General features: G+C 36.6%; 7 protein-coding genes and 1 pseudogene. 6 read left to right on the top strand and 2 right to left on the bottom strand.

The features are described 5' to 3' along the window. Positions 1-17: 17 nt before the first annotated feature. The 5 genes and pseudogenes from J2Z76_RS11785 (at position 18) to J2Z76_RS11810 (ending at position 16,250) form a co-directional block, all read left to right on the top strand. Positions 18-7,928, top strand: coding sequence for a hypothetical protein (locus J2Z76_RS11785; RefSeq protein ID WP_209512265.1), 7,911 nt, complete (start codon positions 18-20; stop codon positions 7,926-7,928). Between the two features lie 12 nt (positions 7,929-7,940). Next, a complete protein-coding gene (locus tag J2Z76_RS11790) occupies positions 7,941-14,108 on the top strand; it encodes an S-layer homology domain-containing protein (RefSeq protein WP_209512266.1) in 6,168 nt (2,055 codons plus the stop codon). Positions 14,109-14,173: 65 nt separating this feature from the next. Further along, a pseudogene (locus tag J2Z76_RS11800) lies at positions 14,174-15,070 on the top strand (S8 family peptidase). 327 nt (positions 15,071-15,397) lie between these two features. Beyond that, entirely contained in the window at positions 15,398-15,787 is a 390-nt protein-coding gene (locus J2Z76_RS11805; protein WP_209512269.1) for a DUF2089 domain-containing protein, read from the top strand. Positions 15,788-15,803: 16 nt separating this feature from the next. Continuing rightward, positions 15,804-16,250: an SHOCT-like domain-containing protein gene (locus tag J2Z76_RS11810; protein WP_209512270.1), complete on the top strand. Its 447-nt coding sequence runs from the start codon at positions 15,804-15,806 to the stop codon at positions 16,248-16,250. A 544-nt stretch (positions 16,251-16,794) separates the two neighbouring features. Here the strand turns inward: J2Z76_RS11810 and J2Z76_RS11815 are convergent. Both J2Z76_RS11815 and J2Z76_RS11820 read right to left on the bottom strand, forming a co-directional pair. Next, positions 16,795-18,165: a DUF6179 domain-containing protein gene (locus tag J2Z76_RS11815; RefSeq protein ID WP_209512271.1), complete on the bottom strand. Its 1,371-nt coding sequence runs from the start codon at positions 18,163-18,165 to the stop codon at positions 16,795-16,797. Further along, positions 18,146-18,634, bottom strand: coding sequence for a DUF6323 family protein (locus J2Z76_RS11820; RefSeq protein ID WP_209512272.1), 489 nt, complete (start codon positions 18,632-18,634; stop codon positions 18,146-18,148). The genes J2Z76_RS11815 and J2Z76_RS11820 overlap by 20 nt, the downstream gene beginning before the upstream one ends. A gap of 268 nt (positions 18,635-18,902) precedes the next feature. On the opposite strand from J2Z76_RS11820, the gene J2Z76_RS11825 reads away from it, so the two are divergent. Beyond that, positions 18,903-19,625: a phosphatase gene (locus J2Z76_RS11825; protein WP_209512273.1), complete on the top strand. Its 723-nt coding sequence runs from the start codon at positions 18,903-18,905 to the stop codon at positions 19,623-19,625. Positions 19,626-19,652: the final 27 nt, after the last annotated feature.

Below are 19,652 nucleotides of genomic sequence, written 5' to 3' on the forward strand. Positions count from 1 at the left end.
TCAAGGAGGGAGAGTTAATGCAAACTAAAAAAAGAGGAATTGCTTTGCTCACAGCTATGGCTATGATTATCTCCATGTTTCCAATTTCATCATTTGCATCGGAAAATGGATCTGATGCTGTTAAATATGAAATAAAGAAACCGGTTGTAGGTGTAATGAACAAAATCAATTCCGAAAACGATCAGTTTAGAAGAACGTATCTGCGTAAGGTAGATGACAATTTTAATCTTGTGTACAAATTTACAAGAACGTCAGAAAATAATATAAAGGGTGCAGACAGTACATTAAGCTATAATACCAGTATGATGCATAAAGAGAACGGGGATTTCTGGAAAGCTTATTATGATTGGAACTATCAGAAAGAGGTAAAGAAAACATATAGCGGTGGAACATATTCTGTTTATGAGCCTACCTATGGCAATGAAGGTGTCGCAAATTTATTTTCAAGCGGACAGGTGTATATGGATTTCTCTGCTAATTTAACAGCAGATTATCACAGAAATTATAAGAGACATGGAAACAAAATTCTTGACCGAGCCTCTGCAACTATTGATCATAAGAATCAGTATGGAGTTAATGGTTTGATGCACTTGGTAAGCGCTTGGGACGCCCCTGATGATAGTGCTGTTTATTTACATGAAACATCTAAGCTTAAAATAAATAATTTTTTGGGATTTCAACTTTATTTTACTGGATTGGGGTGCAAATGCGGCAGTTCTAAGGTTTCCAACGTGTCAATAGGTCTTATTGACAAGGTTAACCCTAAGGTAACAAGCATTACGGCAAGCAGGACCCTTGGTGGAGAAGCGGAGACTAATGGTTTCAAGGCGAACGAAACAGGTTATATAAATCTTAATTTTGATGAACCTATTCGTTTTGCCAATGATGAAGTTCCATTGGAGAGCATTATGCTGAATTTGATAATTAAGGGCATCGAAAGTAATGTCCAGATAAACACAGAGGAGATTAAGGGCAGACTTGTTGAAGTTACGGGAAAAAGAATGTCATTTAGATTCAATGTTCCGGAAAATCTATCAGATAAACCAATAAATGTCTATGTTTCAGGAATTTCAAATAATCAGGATTGGGTTAACAACATTGGTGGGGCAAATAAGTTTCCTCTTGTTCTGCTGGGGAAAAACGGAACAAATATAACAATGACAGGAAGCCTGGCTCAAGTTGAAGAGCTAACAAAAACTTCTTCCATTATTACTGATATGTCGGGAAATCCTGTCAACTGGCAGCAAAGCAACAAGGAAATGTCAACTAAATGCTTCTTGGATAATGTTGCTCCGAGGATTATGTCTGTGGATATAAGCGGTGCTAGAATATCAGCAGAAAGCAATCAGAGCTCTCAGGCTGAGGACTGGCCAGAAGATATAGACCGAAGTGCAGTATTTGCAGGAATAGGTGATATTCTGACTTTCAGCGCGAAGTTCAGCGAGCAACTGAGTATACCTGAGGGTGTTGATAAGGTTACTGCGTTTCTAAATGCACAAGAGGGAGGAATTCCAGTCAAATTAAAAGGAGCGTCTCTTGAAGAAATAGATGATGGAGTTAATGGAATAAAAGTATCCAAAATTATTTTTGAACCCTTGGAAATAACGGAAAATATGGTGCTGAACGGAGATATTTCTCCGCTTAAAATAACTGAGGTTGAATTTCCAAACGATACTGCCGATTACAGAAAAAATGTCATTAGTAGCAGTACTTCGGACATTCCAGCAGCATCCCAGCAGCAATATCTTGATACACAGCTGCCAGAAGTAAAAACAGCTGTGAGCGAGAATGATGGAAAATACACACCGGTGTTTTACGATAATCAGAATAAAAAAGAATTTTATTTTCCTATAAGTATAAATGATGTTGATAATATCAGTTCAAACAACGAATATGCCAGCGGCACTAACGGAATGACGGGAAGCTTTGCATGGCTTGACGAAGATGCGGATGCAACATTTAATTTTGAATACTATGTATCTGCTTCAAATGAAAAACCATCTGATTCACAATATATAACAGGAGTTACCAGCAACGAAGCTGATAGCTTAAGCACATTGTCCTTCAATCAGGTGGAAGGAGGAAACTATATACATATCAAGCTTTTGGACGGAGTAAAATACAACATGGTCGATTCTGAAATAGTTGTATTGCCAGGAGACTATGCCCAAAACAAGGGCAGAAACAGCTTTGTAATGGACTATTCAGCCGACCTTGTGGGTCCTGAAATAATCTATGGGGGCTACAGACAGGATTTCAATTCACTTAATGACGAGGGAACAATATCCGTTTCCGCTATTATGAAGGATTCTTCAGGTACCAATCCAAATGATGTTGAATATCAGTGGGTGGAAAAGGATGAGGAACCCTCTGAAGGATGGGAAAATTTTACTGGAGAGATGGAAAATGGGTCAACAAGCGAATCTCTGAAAATAAAGATTGAAAGTGATGAGTTTGGAGGTGGCGAGATAGAAGCCCTTGACCTTATTATTAGAACGGCGGATAAAAAAGGTAATATGTCTGAAAATCTGAGAATACCATGCATAATTGATTTTACAAAGTCAAATCCAAATATAGAGATAAAAAATGGTCTGGATATACCGTCCAAAACCATAGAGATAGGTATGGATTTACAGCCCTATTCAGGAGACAGTACCAGTTTAAATGGTCTTCCAGCAACATCTGTAATCATGATTAAAAACCCTGAAAAAGAAGAAGAATATTTTGTTACAGCAATATCCAGTATGGATGATTATTTACTGGATACTAAAGACGGAAGAAATGATCTTTTTTATGCTCTTAGGGTTCTAGAGGAAGATAGTGGTTTCCCAAGGACAGACCCTGTGGTTTCATCATATTCCAAATGGTATAAGGCTGATGTAACCTTTGGAGATAATGGAAGCTACTTGCTTGACAGCGAGGAATTGAACAATGACGACTTATATTTTTTAGGTTCGATGCTCAACCCTTTGCCTAATTATTCGTATAACGGAAGAAATTCGACATATTACGGAAAAATAGATGTAACATTTATAACAGCATATGGGTATACACCGCAGTTGAGAAATGTGTGGGGCTACAAAGATAAAGAACAGTTGCCGATTAATGTGGACTTTAATGAGCACGGCTGCGGAAACAGCACGGCATTTTATCTTGATGAAGCAGATGGGATATATCTTGCGGATTACATCATGTATGGTCCACATCCGGAAGAAAGTTTTTACTATAAAGGAACATATCCCGGAGGAGAACCTACGACTCCGTCGGGTATCGAAGGACAGGGCTATGAGATAGTAGATGTGACATTTCCTATTACAAGAATAGAGGGAAATATCAATGTTCAGGAGTTCAACGTTTCATTGGCACCATCAGGCAGGGATTTTACAAAAAAAACTATGGATGTTGAATTTGGAAAGACTATCCAGTCTGATGGAACAGAGGGACTTCTATGGAGAGATGAAGATTATGTTCTTGGGGGTGCTGCCAAGTACATGAAAAATCTGGACGGTGCTCGAATACTATTTACATTGTGCAATCCAGAGGTGCCATCATGGGGAGTAAAAGAAATTGACTTTGACAGCGATGAAACATATGTGGCTTTGTATTATACAGAGCACGGAGTTAGTAATTCCGGAAGTTTTAATAATGGTCTGACTTTTTCAGACGGAGGAAGATACAAAAATATAAATGAGCTGACGCCTCTGATAAAAAGCAAGCCTGTGGCTACTGGGAATGAGCAAGTTTTTGTCATATCCGATGGTATTACTGACAGTACAGGATTTTATGCACTTGAAGTTTCCTTAAAGTCACTAAATTCCAATGATGTAGAAAAGATTTACTTTAGTGATATGTTTGTGAACGGATTTACCATTGAGGATGAAGGACTTAATCATTATAGTATAGGTATTAAAGATGAAAAAGGCGAATATGCGTATAATAATCGGATTTATTCTGACACATATAGCATACTTATAGGAAGTGCTCCGAATTCGGACGGGTATGAAGGTATAAGAGATATTCTCATAGATGCAAAAGTTGAGGGAGAGCTGCCTGGAAGTAGACTGTGGTATCATGATTATCATGACGACATAATTAAAGAAATTAATTTAAGCAATCATTCCGACTTGTCCAAAGGAGGGATAAGAATATGGAATGCCGGAAGTATGGTTGACGGAAATGCTCCAGAGTATGCTAAGTGGCAGACAATGAGAACATATGGAAGAGACATAAATTTAAATATAGTTGATAGTGAGGAAGAACTTAACGAAAGCAGTTATATGAATGGCGAAATATCCTGCCTGCCAATAATAAACAATAAAGTCAATACCATATGTTACCAGCTTTGCCTCTCAAATGGTGAATTGACATCTGTAAGGCAATTTAACATTACAACTGCAGACAGTAGACCGGAGTTTGAACTGGTAACCGATAGCAGCAAAGAAGGAGGATGGGTCTCTTCTGTTACGGTAAGTGCCGAAAATGTGATTGCTATAAATGGTGCAAGAACATTTAACTGTAGCTTCTCGGAAGAAAAAATTGAAGAAAACATGGAGCCTGTTACCATAAGTAGAAATGACAAATATTATTTCTATGTATCAGATATGGCAGGAAATGTGGAAATCAAAAAATTAGAGATTGACTGGATTGATAATGAAGAGCCAAATCTTAAGTCGGAAAAAATTTCCAGTGATCCCGATAATGAATTCCATGTAAAGGTTAAGATTGAGGACGATCATGATCTTACGGATGGAAAGCTTTATTTAAGCTTTGATGAAAATTATTCCGCTGTGCTTAATTCAAATTCAGGCGAACCGGGGCTCGTATCTGTGGAGGTACCGCTTTCAGATAACGGTACAGGACAGTGGATAGCTGCATCTCCAGAAGATGCTAGAGCAGGAATATATAAAACAGATACCGTGCTTTCTGAGGATAAGCTTAATAATACTTTTAAAAAGACTGTGGAAATATGGGGAGCATTTAAGTATGATGACAGTTATGGAGCTGCAGATAACTATAGTGCAAGGCTAACCTTCAGCGGCTCTGATCAGGCGGGAAATATGTCCCCAGTATATAAGAATGAAAGCTATACCGACGGTGAAACGGGAGAATCATATGAATATTTCGGTGACCCAGTAGAAGGAACTTATATTGATTTCAGTGCAAAAAACATTAAACCTGAGTTTGACGGGGCATCTCTGACATCTGATGATAAGGTGAGACTTAGTTTTACTGCTCCAGTACTGGTAACCGTACCGGATAACAGTAATCCTCAGTTTTCAGCAGATACGGATTCAGCCGCCATATATTCTGATGGTGAATGTAGTATTTCATATATGGATTTGTTCGGAAACAATTCTATAGAAAGTGTAAATGTTACAGCTTTTGGTGATTTCAATACTTATATAAAATATTCAGATACACAGCCGACTCAAAATGATGTTACCGTAGCAGTAGAAATACCAGGGGACAGCACAGCGGTTATAACTGGTTTCAATGGCACAATTGCTGGAGCTCAAGGAAATACTTCTCTGGAAGGTACGATTGAAGAAGGCGGAAAGTCAGCTATTATTACAATGACAGATAACGGAAGTATGATATTGACCATAGAAAACAAGGGAAAGACAAAGGACAGGAGTATGATAATATCTAATATTGACCGTGTTATAGAATCGGTTGAGCCGTATATTTATTATACTGGAGGAAAGCCGATGGGAGATGAAGCGTTCACCACAGACATTGTAGTGGCAGGGATATACTGCAATGAACTGCTCACGGGAACAAATGGTCCGCTTACTTACACCTTTACCGATGGAGCTAAGGCAGGAGACAGCTATACTTTTGAATACGAAGATTTAGCTAAAAACCATGGTTCTATAACGGTTAATCTAGATTATGATGTGGTTGTGATGGAAAAGGACGAAGCACCTCCTGAATACAATGTTGTACTGTATTCCAAGCTTGATTACATGAATCAGCAAAGGGACAGCTTAAACAGTAGCGAAAGCATTGAGAAAGCTATTGAAAGCCTTCCAGCTGCCCAGGGATATATGATGATATTCAATGTGGCTGATTCAAGTAAGGTTAAGATGATACTGAAAGAACAGTCATTTGTTCCCGCATATGATGATGTCAGTGATACCATAACAGGAGTTACTGTAAATGACAGAGCGGTAATGATAGACGAAAATGCTGAATTTATAATATATCTTGTTGATGAAAAGGGCAATGTAACATCGCTGCCTCTTATGAATTTTGATAAGGTGGATAATGTAAGACCATCCGCTGAGGTAGAATATGTGGCAGAAACTTTCTTCTCAACAGTAGGATACCTAATACCAGATAACGATGAAGAAATAATTGCAACCAACGTTACAGGGGTTGAAAAGGATACTTCCCTTGGAAATTATGATGGAAAGTATTATCACAAATACAAAGATAATGAGGAATTTCTATTTTATTACAAGGATCAGGTCGGAAACATCAACAGTACAGAGGCACCAGTTGATTGGCTGGATGTATCACCTCCTCAGGTTTTATCGGTTAAATGGACACCTGTAGGTGAAGGACAGGGAAAAGAAGATGCAATTTATCCTCCACCTGAGTTGCACACCAATAAGGATATTAATGCACAGATTAAGTTCAACAAAACTGTACAGGATGTAAAGGCATATTATAAGGGAACAACTAATGAGGTTGAAAACTCAAAAGTTGAAATAAGCTTTATTCAAAGCGGAGCTGTTGTAACATATCATGAAAATGCAGATATTGACCTTTATTTTAAGTCTTATAACGGTAAGGATGCGTTATTTAATATTGGGGATGTTGTGTGTATAGATAGGAAAGAGTTCAATGTGGCAAACAGCTTTGTGCTTGCTGATGACAAACAGAGCATAAGGTATACCTTCACAACGGATAAGGATGTTTTTATGGCTGAAAATTCCTCGGGAAATACTGTAGACTTCGGCAAAGAGTTTACATATACATTTACTGCTAATGGATCTTATGACATGCATTTTACTGACGAAGCAGGAAACTCTGTTGTACATACCGTTAAAGTAGACCAGATTGACAAAGAAAACATGAAGGTTTATTTCAATACAACAGCTAGTGATGATGGAGCGGTGGATAACGCAGGAAAGCTTGAACTGGGTAGTACAGGAAGCATTGAATTTTACGTTAAACTCAGTAAGAATGGAAAAGTTAAATTCAACGGAGGAAGTGCCGTAGATACCGAGAAAAATAAGTGGTTAAAATTTGAATTTACACCATCTGAAGATACAGCCTTCTATGTTGTGGAAGCAGTTGACGGTGTAAGAGGAACCAAGATATACAATTATCTCAATGTTTTGCTACCTGATAGAGTGCCACCGACCATACTGTTTGCATCACCAGTAGTATCTGTACGAGAAGGAAGCATAGCAGAAGATATATTGAGTAAGCTCAAGAGCGGAGTTGTTGTTAGTGATAATAAAGATGGGGCTGTTACTGATTTTGTTATATCCATAGCCGACTGGCAAGATATATCCATAAACATATCAGATAGCATGTCGCCTGGCAAATATAAGGTGACATATGAAGTTGCAGATACCTCTGGAAATAAGACATCATCATATAGAATTCTGAGAGTGTACGGAAAAGATTCACTTAATCTGCTTATAAATGGAGAAGGTGCGGAGTCTGAAGGCACAATGGTTCTTAATACGGGAGATATAACACTTACAATAGAGAATTTGCCTGTATATGGCATAAATGAAGAGCCAAGTACTGTATTCTGGAAAGAAGGGCTGAAAACTCCAGGACAAATGAAAACAAGAGCTGTGAAGGCTGAGACCGACAGCTTTACTCTGCCGGGTACGGGCTTCTATACAATCTATGTACGTGCGCAGGACAGAAAGGATTATATAACTTATGTCTATATTCAGAAGTAAGGAGGTAAAAATATGAAACAATGTTTTAAACGTGCAATATCTATAGTCTTAGTGCTTACAATGCTGATGGGGTATTTACCCCTCAGCGCTGTGGCGGAACAGATACATGCACCAGATGCATATATATTGAACAACGGATTTTTGGAGGTTTCTGTTTCAGCTGAAAACGGAGCGTTCAATATACGTACCGCAGAGGGAGATAAGCTGAACAAGGACGATAATAACAAAAATCTTTTATTTCCCAGCGATAATGACAATACTTCCTTTACATCCTTCAGAGTGGAAAGAAATGGAGACACGAAGGATTATATATTTGGTGGAAAGTATAGTTTTCTTGGACTGACAGATCAGGCAGTTACGGTGACACAGGATGTAGCAGGCATAACCGCAACTTGGGGAGTTGATGATCTTAAATTTACCCAGAGGATAGAGCTTTCTAATACAGGCTCAAACAATCATGGTATGGCATATATATCATATACGGCGGAAACTACAGGAGCTCCTGCTGATATTAGTGCCAGAATACTTATGGACACGGCTCTGGGGTATCAGGATTTTGCCATATATGAGATGTCGGGAAATGACAACACTTATACAAGAGTAGAGAAGGAAGCACAGTATTCCAATTCTGACGGCAAGTTGTATGAAAAAACTTTTTTCGCTTATGATGATGTAAATAATCCTACTATACTGGCTTATACAGTAAATGCATCAGTTAATGAACAAGAGTGTGTTCCTGAAAAAGTTGCTTTTGGTCACTGGAACAACCTAGCTTCTAGCGTATTTGACTTTACGCCTGATCCAGAAATGACCTTCACAAATCCAAACAACAAGAAGTATCTTACAGCAGACAGTGCTTATGCACTGTACTATGATATTGGGATGGTCAGCAGTGAGTTATCAGGAACAGTGGCTACATATTACGGTGTGTATTCCAATGAAAAAGTTTCAAATAAAAGTACAGTTGCAGTGAATTTGACAGCTCCTCCGTCAATGACTCTGTCTCCTGACAAAAAGAATTACGAAGGTCAGGTTGATGGCGGAAATCCTGGTGATTTTAAAATTCAGACATATATTGAAAACTATATATCTGATACATCAGTGAGATATGAGAATGTTAAGGTGGCTGTGTACTGTCAGACGGGAATAAAGCCTCTCGATGATGATGGGGTTCTTCAGACGCAGGTAAGCTATGCAGATCCTTATACAAAGGAAGTAAGTGACTTCAAGGTTGATGAAACAAAGAGTATATCTTGGAAGTTCAATGCTGCGGTGGGAGAAGAGGCGGGTTACAGAAAGGTGCATTTCAAAGTGTACAATGTAAGCCCTAATGTGGATCCGACTGGCAGCGGACAGCTTCTTGAGGAAAATTTACTGGGAGAAGGGATGTGCTACATACTTTGCCCAGGAGGCGACGGCAAGTTGCCTGAAATAAAATTTACTGGGTCATCTCCTGAAATAATATACAATCAGGGCACCAGACATGTATTCATGACTGGAAGCAATTTCAGCATGCTGGAAAATAAATCAGAATATAGGGTAATTGCAGAACCAGAATCTAAAAGTGGAAAGTCATATATTGTACCAGCGGAGCAGTTTTTAATTGATACTGAGGAAAATACAATAGATGTGGTCTTTTCAGAAAAGATGGATACAGGAAACTATGAGCTGGTAATAGACTATACCGATGCTGGGAAAAGTGATATTTACGCTCCAGCCATGAAAATTATTGTAAGTGACGATGAGGCGTACAGAAATGATGGCTACGGCGTTCTTGCCATAGTGCAGAAGAAGGGAACGAAGGATGCAGGTTCCAAGTATGAGATTAAAACTTTTGGAAGTGAGTCCGCATATGATAAGGAAAAATCAAATCTGGGAGAAGTACTGATTGAGCTAAAGGGTGAGTTCAGTCCAACAGATCAAGTAGACGAAGACGGAACAATACTTAAATACACAGGCGTATCTACAGGAAATGGTAGGAATGTAATGACAGTGAACAACTGTATAGATGTGGAAAACGGCAATGTTACGGTTACCATAGAAAAATACGGGCAAGACAATCAGGCAATAAATGTGGATTTTGATGCAGAGCTTTATACCACAGGAGCAAGAACCACCATATGGAAAAGTGGTATTTCGGCTTTAACATCAATCGTAAACGGTAATGACTATGAGCTGATTACATATGACAAAAATGGTAAACGACCAACAAAACCAGATCCCATGGCGGATAAAAATAGCATTTCCCTAATATGGCCAAGTGCAGGTGGTGCGGCACAAACCATAGGCGGAATGATATTTAATTTCCGTTACGGAGAACTTGGTGTAATAAAGGATAGTGGAAAAGAGATAAGAAGAGTATTAGCTTTTGGTGCGTTACTAGATCTTTGTTTCCTCATCCCAAATAGTGCAGAAAAATCTCCTGACCAGCTGGATTTATTCGATAAAATAAACCTTGCCCATTTAGAAGACAATTCTTATACTTCAGAGCACATGAGAAGTGCTTGGGAGGGTAATAAAGATCAGGTAAAACAAGATGAGAAAGCTGATAGGGTGCAGGGAGCCATAAAAGTTAAAGACATACTCTTTGGGGGAGAGTATATAGGTTTTAACACAACTATCGAGCTTGAGATTCAAGGATATACTCCGGCAATGCCAAATATGGCTGCAAAACTTACCATAAACACAATCGGAAACTGGGAAGTTGGGGTTGCAGGAAAATGCAAGTTTACAACTCTCGAGGCTGAGGCTGAAATAATTATAAAGAGCAAGGACGGCTATCCCGTTCCTGACAAATTGTATTTCTTTATAAAGGGTTTCAAACCGGGAGTAAACATTGATGGATTTGGAGTAGTGTGGCTTCAGGGAGGAGGAGGCGGAATCGATAAGTTGTACGATACAATATTTGCCTCTGATTCTATACCACCGCTTAAAATACTATTGTCGGCTCAGTTGTCAATTATGCAGGCATTTTCCGCAAAAGCTGATCTGTCTCTAAGTCTACGAGGCATAGGAATAAAAATCAGCAATGGAGTAATAACGGATACGGACATTAAGGTTCTGAATCATTCACAGCTTCAATTCGACTGGTATCCGGAGTTTTATTTCATGGCATCCATGAGTGTGAGTATTTTTGATATAATTACGGGTGGAGGCTATATAGTTGTTGAAAGTGACGGTTTCTTTGAGTTTTATGTAAATGCTTCAGTTAATATTCCTGAGCAGGTGATGTTTATAGGAGGAATGCATATTGGTAGCGTCTACTTGGGAGCAAACTCCAACAAAATTTGGGGTGGTATAGAGGTCATAGGAATTCATGCCGGCATATGCTACTACTGGGGCGGAGATTTAGACTTCGGACTTGGAAAAGATGCTCCGCAGCCGTCATTCCCGGAACTACTTGGAGTTGACGATATACCTGTCTATACTGATCCAGAAACAGGAAGAGTGCTATACATGCATGTGGGAACCAACTTTGAGCTTATGGCTAATGCGGAGCTTGTGGATAATATAAATTCTCCAGTAACTCTGATGGATTCGGTTACATCTGCAAGAGTAAGTTCAAAAGCTGACAAAAGTGAACATGTACTTAACCTGGGAGCGAGACAGGGTGGAAATGATGCTATATTGTCAATCAGCTACAATGCTGATACCAAGGATGAAGCAAATGAAATAGCAAAAAAAATAAGTATAATCGATTCTAGCTCACAAGCATATGATATAAAAATGTATAATCCAGAATATGATGCAAATGCGACTGAGAATAGTGAAACAAATGCTAATCTTACTTATAACTCCTCAACAGGAAAGGCAAGCTTGAATGTTACATTTACCCATGAGGAAGATTATGACAAAGAATGGAAAATAAATACACCTGATGCACCTGCTGATTTACTGCTCTACAATGTTCTTCCTATGGCAGGTATAGATTCGGCAGAGGTTTCAGGCTCTGGTGACAGGATTACTGCCTCTTGGATTGGGTCACAACTTGAGGAATTTGAATCATTAAGTTTTATGGCTATAAAAAATTCAGATGATACTGAAGGAACCTTAATCTACAAGACCAAGGATAAGGTTGAAATTAAATCAGGTACTACAGGCTTTGATATTCCAGACAGTCTTGAAACAGGAACTTACCACCTTAAGGTTACTGCTATAAAGGAAGGAGAACTTTGTGAGACTGCTGTATCTTCGGGTATATTCAGTTTTGAAAATACTAAACTTCCATCGCCTCCTGCATCTATTTTTGTAACAAACGGCGGTGATTATCAGATAGATGCAAATGTGGAAGAACCTAAAGACAGTTTCGATGGATACAGAATAAATATTTACGAGAAAAATGAAGATGATTTGTGGGTTCTCAGTGAAGCGGGAGGAATGTCCTATAAAAAGGATGCTCAGAAGCTATCAGCGGGAGGAAGATACAGTTATACCTATGAATCGGAAGACGAAAATGGAGATACAAAGACAGAAGTGGTTACAAGGGGGCTGGAACCTGGTAGGGGATATAAGCTAGGGGTTTCAACTTACAGGGAGGACAATTCGGATCCAGATAAAGTACTTGTATATTATTCTCCAGAGATTATGTCCGATGAAGTTGTATTATCGGAGCCTCAGCGAGCAAGTATTGAGATTTCAGCTTCGGAAAGTATAGCTGTGGCATATAGTGAAGGTAAAGCCGAAGTCGTGTACATTGATACCTACAAAAGTGGCAATATAACTTTTAGTGCACAGTCAGATCAGAAGGTTTACGGAACTTGGACACTTGATGGCGGGGATAAAAGTGACTCATCAGCCGCTGGTATCGTAAATAATTCAGATGACTGGGAAATACCTCTTAAAGGATTAGAAGACGGCAATCACATAATCACATTTATTGGAACCAATACTGCAGGAGATGGAGTCCTGGTGCAGAAGCGTTTTGCTGTTGATACACTGGCACCAAGATTGTTGTTGGAGGCTCCACTTAACGGAGGTTTCTTTGAAGAAAACGGAAATGTTGAAATAAAAGGAATAACTGACCTAAAAGCAATAATTACAATAAATGGAACAGTGTATTTACCATCTGTAAGCGAGGAAGACGGAAGTTTCAGTCAGACGGTTAATCTTGATAAAACTGCTGCATCTAACGAAGTAACAATTTCAGCATCTGATGATGTAGGAAATACTGCATCGCGCAGCATTACGGTTATAAACAAATCATTGGGAAAGGTTCAGAATCTTAAACTATACGCTGATGGTTCGGATATTACAAATAAGTCTCTGACACAAGGAGATGACTTAACTTCTCAGGAAACAAAACAGCTTATATTAAAGGCTGAAACTTCAGATGGCAGTGAAATTGTTTTGAACAATTCTTCATTGGTTTCATGGGATGCAGTTGCAGCTTCAGGTAGTGTTTCAGTGGATGGTGAAGGAACACTTACTATGACGGCTGGGGCACGAGGCATGGTAATAGGAAAACTAATGGTTTCTGACAAAGGTAGCATGACGGCAGCCGCCGCATTTGGAGTTCAGAATGAAGGAAGTCAGAAGGATGCTGGGGGAGACGGACCAAGCGGACCAGGAGGAACAAGCGGAACAAAACCTGTTAAACCTGAGGAACAGCCACAAACATCACCTTATGATGCTTTCACTGATGTTGAAGGTCATTGGGCTCAGGAATATATTAAGGCTGTTGTAGAAAAGGGATTATTCAAAGGTGTAACTGAGAATCTTTTCGCTCCTGAGCTGGGTATGACTAGAGGAATGTTCGTGACTGTCCTTGGTAGAATGGAAAATGCAAATATGCATGATTCAAAAACGACGTTCGTCGATGTTGATTCTAATATGTACTATGCTCCTTATGTGACATGGGCAACAGAACAAAACATAGTCAAGGGGGCAGACGGTAATAGGTTCTTGCCAGAAATACTCATATCTAGAGAACAGATATCCGTTCTTCTGTACAGATATGCTGTACAAAAGGGATATAATACAGAAACTGAAAAAACAGCGGATATGGAAATGTTTAAGGATTATAGAAATGTTTCCTCATATGCAGAGGAAGCAATGAAATGGGCAGTAAGCGCAGGAATCATGCAAGGTGGAGATGATGGAGGACTACATCCTTCAGACAATGCGACCAGAGCGGAAGTAGCGGCTATGATTATAAGATTTATAGATATGTATGTTAAATAATTAGGAAATGCACTGCCAGAATGCGGCAGTGCATTCCTTTAAATTTTTTATAGAGGAATGGATAAATGAAAGGTTTTATTGTAATATTAACGGCAATTGTAATAAATATAAATTCATTGTATACCATTACTGAAGTAACTCCGGGCGGTTCTGGCATCTGTATTGCTATAATTGATACAGGAGTTATGGAAGTATATTCTGCGGACCTGGGGGAGCACATTGAGGAAGGTATAAACTATGTTTTTCCAGAGCAGGGCACAGATGATAAAATAGGACACGGAACCAGAATTGTATCTCTTATCATGGGAGCTGAAAAGGATGATGAAACTGTAGAGTGAACAGCTCCAGATGCGAAGGTGGTACCTTTGGTATATCAATCGAGATATTCTTCAGGTGTAACTGTGAACGGTGGTACAGAACTTCTAGCAAAAGCAATTCTCGATGCGGTAGATATTTACGGTTGTAGGGTGTTATGCATCAGCTCAGGAACCACAGAGGACAGTGAGATTCTAAGGAAAGCAGTTGCTCATGCCGAGGAAAATGGAGCTGTTGTTATTGCTGCGGTAGGCAACGATAATGTCAGAGAGCCGAACAAAGTATACTATCCTGCTGAGTATGAAACTGTAATAGGAATAGGAGCAATCGACAATAATGATACTGTAGCAGATTTTTCACAGAGGAATGGAGTGTTTGCTGTAACCCAGGGTAAGGACGTTATGGCATTATCATTGAACGGAACAATTAAAAAGTATTCCGGAACATCCTATGCAAATGCGCGTGCCGCAGGAATAATAGCGGGATTGCTTTCTCAGGTTCCTGACAGCACTCCCAAAGATGTACGTACTGCCATAGCTATGTCAGCTGTGGATTTAGGAGAACAAGGATACGATTGTGACTATGGTTGGGGCAAAATAAACGTATATGGTGCTCTCTTAATGCTAATGAATTTGCAAATAAAATAATAATATACTGCTTTTTAGTATAGTTGAAAAAAATATTAAAATATTTGCATAACACAAAATAAAATATTGGTATAAAGCTACGTACTGTATCTAATTATAGTATGTAGCTTTATTTATATTGACATAAACATTAGAAAATATAACTAAATTATAAGAGTAATCAAGAAAATATTTTATAATAAAATAAAATCAAGCATCTTATTGAAATAATCAATAATAATATTAAATATATTAATAAATATATTAATTATTTTAACTTATATATTGACATTGTAAAAAGGCAGGTGTATATTATTTATAACAAAACAAATTAAGAAGGTGAAAATAATGAAATACAAAGCTCCTGGTAAATGTCCAGTATGTGGAGAAAAACTTTCAATAACTAGACTGGGATGTCCTAAGTGTTCAACATCTATTGAAGGTGATTTTCAGCCATGTGAATTTTGCCGCCTCCCGGAAGATGATCTTGATTTTGTAAAGATATTCATCAAATGCCGTGGAAATATTAAAGATGTTGAAAAAGAATTAGGAATATCTTATCCAACAGTTCGAGGTAAATTAGACAATGTTATTAAAGGTTTAGGATTTGAAGTTACTACAAAAGAAAGTGCAAAAGAGAAGGAATTAAAGGAAGCTGCTAAGGAAGAAATTCTTGAACAACTATCAAGAGGTGAAATTAGTGCAAAACAGGCAACAGAAAAAATTAAAAATTTATAATTTCAGGAGGTAAGAAATGAGTGAGCAATTAAAAATATTAGAAATGATTGAAAAAGGGCAAATTACTGCTTCGGAAGGCATGGAACTTTTAGAAGCGCTCAAGCAGACAAATGAACCTGAGTCTGTACAACAAGTTGAGGTTATACATCATGCTACAAAACATAATTACAAATATCTTAAGATTAGAGTAACATCCGATAATCAAGCGGTTAATGTTAACGTTAATATTCCTATACGCCTATTATCAGCAATTGGTGAAATGGCTGGCAAAATGACTAAAATGATACCAAATGATGCACGAAAAGAAATGGAAAGTAAGGGTATTGATATCACAACAATAGATTTTGCTGGAATTATTGACGAATTAATAAACGGTACACTTGATGATCCTAATATTGTGGATGTTGAATCATGGGACGAAGAGCATAAAGCTATGGTAAAGGTAAAAATATATGTTGACTAACAAAATTCATTTAAATTGGGTTTATTCTATTGAATCATTTGTTTCGAGGTATGAATAAATTGTCAAAGCACCACTAAAAAAGCAAACTTCCATAGGCGCAGAAATATATGTTTCTCATGAATTTTTTGTAATTAAATATTACTATTCTGATTTTGCTTAAATGATATTTATTAAATATACGAATAAATATTAGTAAATTTTACGAGTGAGTTATTATGCCTGAAAAATGAACATGTACAATGAATTTTTTTATATATTTAAAAAAATATTATCACGTTCATGGCTTTTTAATCACTTTCAAGGAAGTAATGTATCATACAAATGTAATATTTATTCAATTATATAGATGGTATAGCATTATATATCTTATATATCTATATAGCAAATTTCATGTAAATGTATTGGATTTTACTACCTATATTAAAGACACAGACAGTTTATATTAAATGCGCCATATTTCTTATTCTAAAAAAGGTGTTAAGAATATCCACATAGCTACATAGATTAACTACAATTATGTAATTAAATAACTATCTACTATTTCTCAGTGAATTGTAGTTATTTGTTTTATTAGTTGTTTAATTTCTTCTTGTTTGATTGGATTTTGAGACAATATGTATTTATAAAGGCACGACTGTAATTTTATTTCAGATTTACTATACTCTATTGCTTCAACTTCAGGTTTATAAGGATGATGTTTTGAAAGAGCTGCAATTTCAATTATGTCTAAAGTAGAAAGCACAGCCATAATTTCATTTTCGTTTAGCTCTGCATCTAGTAATAGATCTTCAATATCGCTAAGTGAATGAATTTTGTTTCTTATAATAGATAATTTATCAGATAAATATCGGCAATGAATTATTTCATCTATTATTTTGCGATACAATTCATTATCCATCTTTTCACCAAAAGAAAATTGCATCAGAGAATTGTGTTCTGGATATTTTTTCACAATAAATATTCTATTCAATGAATTTTCTTTTACTGAGAAACAAACAGCATGGATAATACTAGGTAAACAACTCTCAATATATTTTTGTAATGAAATATTTGTCAAATTGAGATTAAAATAAAGATTTTTACTTGCATTAAGTATTAGGTGATTAATTTCTACATTGGATTTATTTATCAATACAGTGTGTAGAAGTTCAAGCTGAGTTTTGGTTATATTAAGAGTGGTGACATCAGCATGTATTAGTTCGCAACCTATCGCCGTTGTTAATACTTGTTGAAAAATATTAAATATTAAGTCGCTATAGTCTTCTTCATATCCGCATAGCAAGTACTGAATATCATTTGGCGAAAAGAATTTACAAAACATGTTTTCGTAATAAATAGATTGCAAATATTTTTCAATGAATTCAATACCAACTAAATTTTTTATTTGATTGCATAGAGGATAATCGGCTGTAATATGGATTTTGTGTGCTTCGAAATCTGGGTTATATAATTTGAAGAACCCTTTGATGCCATCAACTACTGTAGAATTATAAGTGTAGTTGTCTGTATTAATCTTATTTTTCAATGTTAGCATAAAAATATGCTTCGCTGCATTTATCTTTGTAGCAATACGCTTTCTACCTCGATTATATAAATCATGCATATTGACAGTTTTTAATTCTTTAATAGCATCATCAGTATATGGAAAAGATTTAAGCCAAATACCAATTGTATAAAGATTTGATTTCATAATATCTTCAGCAACTTCAACAGGAATGGAGCTACTATCACCGCTATTATATTTCTCTGTCTTATATGCTAGTAGTTCGAGACAACCATATTGTATAGATTCAATATCAGAGTTGGTCAACATATTATGATGATAAGCTTCTTCAATCAAAGATTGAAAATAGAATTCTTCATTAAGTTTACTTCTATCAATAGTACTATATTTTTCAATATTCCCCTTTTTCATCATTGTCCTCATCCTCAGATTCTTTATAATTTGAGTTATATCCAAAGCGGATATTTTGTGCCATATTTGCAAGTTCTCTATTTGAAAGTAATTCTAATGAGCCTTGACATACCTCGTTAAAAGCTTTCCCCATGAATTTTATCAAGTCGTCATCGCTAACTAGATCAAGCGTTTCATTTTTATAGTAGTAAAACATTTCAACAAGTTCTCGTAGTATTTCAGCATAATTGTCCATTGATATATAAGGAGAGTTGCAAAATTCCTTAATTATTTTATCAATTACGCCACCACCAAATTCAATTCGTCTGTTTGCTTTAAGAGCATATGATCGCGTTTCAACAAGTTCTACTGCTTGATTGTGCGTCAATATAAGACCAAAATTTTCTGTAAAATCATTGCATTTTATGATTTCATTTATTGCTTGTTTTTTTATAATAGAAGAAGAAAAAGTAGTCAATTCAAAACTCAAAAAATCACCCCAATAAAAAATATTTTAAAAATACTTGACAAATTCTAATTTTTATGATATGATACAAAAGTAAATTGGATAAGTGTATTTAAAAATAATAACACGTATCAGGTGGATTTTATCACAAGTTATAATAAAAGTCAATAGAGTAATTATGTATGCGGACATATTTGTCTGCTTTTTTTAAATACTGGAAATTATTTTTATAATAGGTTATAATAAAACACAACAGTAAAAATGGTTTATTTACTAAGAAAGGATATGAATGATGAAATTTGTTTTAGATTCTCATACACATACAATTGCAAGCGGTCACGCTTATAATACTATAAGAGAGATGGTTATTGCTGCAAAAGAAAAAGGGTTGGAGCTTTTAGCAATTACTGACCATGGACCTAAAATGACAGGAGCCTTTTCGGAATTCTATTTTGTAAATTTTGGAGCAGTTGAAAAAAATAGATTTGGTGTTGAATTATTATTAGGTTCAGAAGTTAATATTATGGATTTCGATGGAACAGTGGATTTGAATGATAATATATTAAAGAAATTAGATGTTGTAATTGCAAGTTTACATTTGCCTTGTATAGATCCAGGAACTAAAGAAGAAAATACAAGAGCTTACTTAAATGCTATGAAAAATCCATATGTTAATATAATTGGACATCCAGATGATAGTAATTTCCCAGTAGATTTTGAAGCGCTTGTTCTTGGAGCAAAAGAAAATAATGTACTTCTTGAGTTAAATAATTCTTCTTTAAATCCGGATAATTATAGAAGGAATACTAAAGAAAATGATATAGAGATGTTACATTTGTGTAAAAAGTATAATGTACCAATAGTGGTAGGGAGTGATGCACACGCTGATTCAGCAGTAGGTGAACATGACTTGGCTTTAGAAGTAATAAATATAGTGGATTTCCCTGTGGATTTAATAGCTAATTGCTCTTTAAAAATGTTTAAAAAATATACAAATAAATATAAGTTCTCGTAGCTTTTTAATGTGGAAATAGATAATTAA

The sequence above is a fragment of the Sedimentibacter acidaminivorans genome (genome assembly GCF_017873955.1).
In the GTDB taxonomy this organism is placed as follows: domain Bacteria; phylum Bacillota; class Clostridia; order Tissierellales; family Sedimentibacteraceae; genus Sedimentibacter; species Sedimentibacter acidaminivorans.